This window comes from Kribbella sp., from assembly GCF_035655035.1.
Classification (GTDB): Bacteria; Actinomycetota; Actinomycetes; order Propionibacteriales; family Kribbellaceae; genus Kribbella.
On record NZ_DASRVN010000651.1, the window covers coordinates 1 to 3,938 of the forward strand.

The 3,938-nt window shown below is 70.8% G+C and carries 5 protein-coding genes; 2 read left to right on the forward strand and 3 right to left on the reverse strand.

Annotation, left to right across the window (positions count from 1 at the left end; translation table 11 throughout):
- Positions 1-63 precede the first annotated feature (63 nt).
- Together VFF46_RS40690 and VFF46_RS34045 are read left to right on the forward strand one after the other, a co-directional pair.
- Positions 64-267 carry a pentapeptide repeat-containing protein gene (locus VFF46_RS40690; protein ID WP_414673121.1) on the forward strand — a complete coding sequence of 68 codons (204 nt, stop codon included), beginning with the start codon at positions 64-66 and terminating at the stop codon, positions 265-267.
- 415 nt (positions 268-682) lie between these two features.
- Positions 683-1,054 (forward strand): hypothetical protein, encoded by a 372-nt coding sequence (locus tag VFF46_RS34045; RefSeq protein WP_325041358.1) that lies wholly within the window; start codon positions 683-685, stop codon positions 1,052-1,054.
- A 581-nt stretch (positions 1,055-1,635) separates the two neighbouring features.
- On the opposite strand, the gene iolC is transcribed toward VFF46_RS34045, so the two are convergent.
- The 3 genes from iolC to VFF46_RS34060 all read right to left on the reverse strand — a co-directional run.
- Positions 1,636-2,589, reverse strand: a complete 954-nt coding sequence (gene iolC / locus VFF46_RS34050) for a 5-dehydro-2-deoxygluconokinase (RefSeq protein ID WP_325041359.1) — start codon at positions 2,587-2,589, stop codon at positions 1,636-1,638.
- Between the two features lie 58 nt (positions 2,590-2,647).
- Positions 2,648-3,532: a sugar phosphate isomerase/epimerase gene (locus tag VFF46_RS34055; RefSeq protein ID WP_325041360.1), complete on the reverse strand. Its 885-nt coding sequence runs from the start codon at positions 3,530-3,532 to the stop codon at positions 2,648-2,650.
- Between the two features lie 13 nt (positions 3,533-3,545).
- Positions 3,546-3,938, reverse strand: a 393-nt coding sequence (locus VFF46_RS34060) for a Gfo/Idh/MocA family oxidoreductase (protein ID WP_325041361.1), incomplete at its 5' end; no start/stop codon positions are given.

The following is a 3,938-nucleotide window of genomic DNA, read 5'->3' on the forward strand; positions in this document are numbered from 1 at the left end:
CCCGCGACTGCTTACCGCCTGGCTGCTCATCGCCCGCCTGTACGTCGCCTGGCTGTGCATCGTGTGGCGTGTGGCCAGCGCGGGGTTCGCCACCCGCGGACTGATTCTCGCGCGGCCGATCCGCGCGAAGCTGATCCGCTCCGGGCTGATCTCCGCCGGGCTGATCTCCGCCGGGCTGATCTCCGCGGGGCTGATCTCCGCGCACTTGCTCCACGCGGGCATCGGTCGGGCGGGGCGGGTCGGCGGGAAGGTTCAGGCTTGCGATGACGGTCGTTTGGCCGTCCGGAGTCACCGCCGGGACACCGGGCGACGTACCCATCACAGTTGTAACGTCATCCGGCCCAGAGCCATCAGTACGGCGTACTGCAATCGTCGGATCGTTCGCGCCGACATGCGGTTCCGCCCGGTCCGAGATCACCGTCGGGTCGTCGGGACCTGGTACCCGAGACGTCTCAGCACGAGGCACGATGACAGTCGGCTCGTTCGGACCCGCGTACGCCCCCGCACTCAGATCATGCGGCCGCCGCACCACCACCGTCGGATCATTCGCCCCAGCACCACGTCCCCCCTGCTCACTCGGCCCGGCACCAAGCCCACTCTGCTCAATCGCCTCAGCACCACGCGCACCCTGGTCGCTCGCCCCGCCACTACGAGCCACGTCACCCGTCGGCGCACCGTCAAGGTGCGCGCCCTCGGGCGCTACGCCACGCGCACCACCGTTGCCATCCACCGCGCCACGCGCACCACGGGGCACGTCACCCGTCGGCGGGCCACCTGCACGCACACCCTCGGGCTGTACGCCGGGCGCACCACCGCTGCCAGCCTCCGCGCCATGCGCACCACGGAGCACGTCACCTGTCGGCTCGGCACCTGCATGCACGCCCTCAGCCGCCATGCCTGCTGCACCACGGCTGCCACCTGCCACGTCACCCGCACCACGAGCCACGTCACCTGCCGGCGGGCCAGCTGCAGGCACACCCTCGGGCGGTACGCCGGGGGTGCCACCGTTGCCAGCTACGGCGCCACGCGTACCACGAGCTTCGTCTCGCGGTAGCGCGCCGGCCGTACCCGCACCCTCGCGTGCCATGCCGTGTGGGCTGTCGGGAGTTCCTTGGGTACGGTCCGGTGGACCGGCGGGCGGGGTTTGGTGGGGGTATTGGGGGTAGTCGGTTGGCGCTACCCACCAGGTGCCTTGGGACGGGGGCTCGGTAACGAAGGTCGGGTCGTCCGGGGCGGGAGTGCGTGGACCGCCGCGGGGTGTCAGGACGGTGGGGTCGTTCGTCGTGGGGGTGAGGATCGTCGCGTCTGGGTCCCCGCTGGGGGTGTGGACGGTGGCGTCCGGGTCGTCGGCGGGACGGCGGATGGGGATCGGGCGCGCGTCTTCGGAGTACTCCTCCCCGGAGCCCCCGCCCGCGAAGCGCCCGCCCGCAGAGCGCGGGTTCGCAGGACGCTCAACCGCGGAACGCCGGTCCTCGGAACGCCGGTCCTTGGAATGCCTGTCCTCGGAATGTCTGTCCTCAGGACGCCGGTCCCCGGAGCCCTCGCCCGTGAAGCGCTCGGTTTCGGGGTGCCAGCCGTCGGGTGGGTTGTTTTTGGGGGGTTGGGGGTTTGTCGGTGGGGTTTCGTTGTGGGGGGTCATGCTTCGGGTCCGAGGTGGGAGAGGACTTCGGGGGTTGTGGGCATGGCGGTGGAGCATTCGAGGCGGGAGGCGACGAGGGCGCCGGCGGTGTTGGCGAAGCGGATGATCTTCTCCAGGGGCCAGCCGGCGAGGAGGCCGTGGCAGAGGGCGCCGCCGAAGCCGTCGCCGGCGCCGAGGCCGTTGACGACCTCGACCGGGTACGGCGGGACTTCGACGCGTTCGTCGCGGGTGCGGGCGAGGGTGCCGCGCGGGCCTTGCTTGACGACGGCGAGTTCGAGGCCGCGGTCGAGGAGGGCCTGGGCGGCCTTGTCCGGGTCGGTCTCGCCGACGGCGACCTCGCACTCCTCACGGTTGCCGACAGCAACAGTGCAGTACTCCAGCGCCCGCGACACCTGCTCGTGCGCCTCCGAAGGATCGGCCCAGAACATCGGCCGGTAGTCCAGGTCCAGCACGGTGATCGGCTTTCGCCCGCGGGCCTCCCAGGCGGTGAAGTGGGCGGAGCGCGAAGGTTCGGCGGAGAGGCCGGTGACGGTGGACCAGTAGATGCGGGCGTCGCGGATCGCGGTCAGGTCCAGCTCGGACGGGTTGATGACCAGGTCCGGAGCCTTGGGGAAGCGGTAGAAGTACAGCGGGAAGTTGTCCGGCGGGAAGATCTCGCAGAACGTGATCGGGGTCGGCAGGCCGTCGACGGGCGTGACGAAGCGGTCGTCGACGCCCAGTTCGCCGAGCGTGCGGTGGATAAAGGTGCCGAACGGGTCGTTGCCGGTGCGGCTGATCACCGCCGACCTCCGCCCGTGCCGCGCCGCCGCGACCGCCACGTTCGTCGCGCTCCCGCCGAGGAACTTCCCGAACGAGGTGACGTCCTCGAGGTGCGTCCCGAGCTGCAGCGGGTACAGGTCGACCCCGATCCGCCCGATCGTCAGTACATCCAGCTGTCCGTCGTCCACCATCAGACCTTCCCATCCCACCGGTCCGTCGGTACCCCGCATCCCGAAGAACCACGCAGTGTCATCGAACCGTGGCCGCGATCTCGTGCAGGTGCGCGATGCTGGCGCGGACGTCCGCGATCGGGCCGTCGCCGGTCGGCCGGTCCTGCAGGATCGTGTCCTGTTCGAGGACGTACCAGCCGTCGTACCCGGCCTTCTCGAGCGTGCCGACGATCGTCGCGATGTCGATGTCGCCCGCGCCGAGCGGCCGGTAGAGCCCAGCCCGTACGGCGTCCGTGTACGTGACCTCGCCGGACTGCACCCGCGCGGCCCAGGTGGCGTCCACGTCCTTCAGATGCGTGTGGCGGATCCGGTCAGCGTGGTCCACGGTCAGCGCGACCGGGTCGGCGCCCCCGATCAGCAGGTGCCCGGTGTCGAGCGTCAGCCCGATCGACGAACCCTCCAGTACCTGCGCGACGTCATCGGCGTTCTCGACCATGGTCCCGACGTGCGGGTGGATCGTCGCCAGCACTCCGCGGGACGCGGCGAGGGCCGACAGTTCGTCGAGCCGACGGAGCAAGGTGCTCCACCCGGCGGCGTCCAGCACGGGGCGGTCGTCGTACCCCTCCGCGCCAGTCGCAGCCGCCAGTACGAGCGTCCCGGCACCGGCTGCCACGAAACCTTCCAGCGCCGCAGCGACCTCGGCGGACGGATCAACCGCAGGATCATGCAGTACGACGGGAACGAACCCGCCGACCGCCCGCAGACCCACGTCCGCAAGGGTTTTCGCCTTGTCGGAAGGGTCGTCGGGCAGGAACCCGTCCGGGCCGAACTCGGTCGCGGCGAGCCCCACCGTGCGCATCTCGGCGAGTACGGTCGCGGCGTCGTACTGCCAGCCCCACCCCGGCACCTCGCACACGCCCCAGGAGATCGGGGCACCGGCGATCCGGGCAGCAATTTCGGTCATAGCAACAGGCCCCTCAGAGCGTGACGATGCGGTTTTCGTGGCGGGACAGTTCGCAGGCGTCGGCGATCCGGAACGCGGCGAGCGCGTCGCGGACCGTGCACGGCACGTCGCGGGTACCGGCGACGACCTCGGTGAAGGCGGTCAGCTCGGCGACGTACGCGGGCTGGAACCGGTCCATGAACGTCATGTGCGGCGGTCCTTCGGGGAACGCGACGCCGGGTTCGGCCGAGCGCAGGGCGGTGTGCGAGTCGAGTCCGACGGCGATCGAGCCGAGGCTGCCGTGGAGTTCCATCCGTACGTCGTGCCCGGCGCCGTTGTACCGGGTGCCGCTGACCGCGACGAACGTGCTGTCGTCGAGGGTCAGCAGCGCCGCGGCCGAGTCGACGTCGCCGTACTCGCCGAAGAA

Bases quoted from the DNA above. Each gene is read 5' to 3' on its own strand.
- iolC (WP_325041359.1), bottom strand. From the start codon at position 2,589: ATGGTGGACGACGGACAGCTGGATGTACTGACGATCGGGCGGATCGGG.
- VFF46_RS34055 (WP_325041360.1), bottom strand. From the start codon at position 3,532: ATGACCGAAATTGCTGCCCGGATCGCCGGTGCCCCGATCTCCTGGGGC.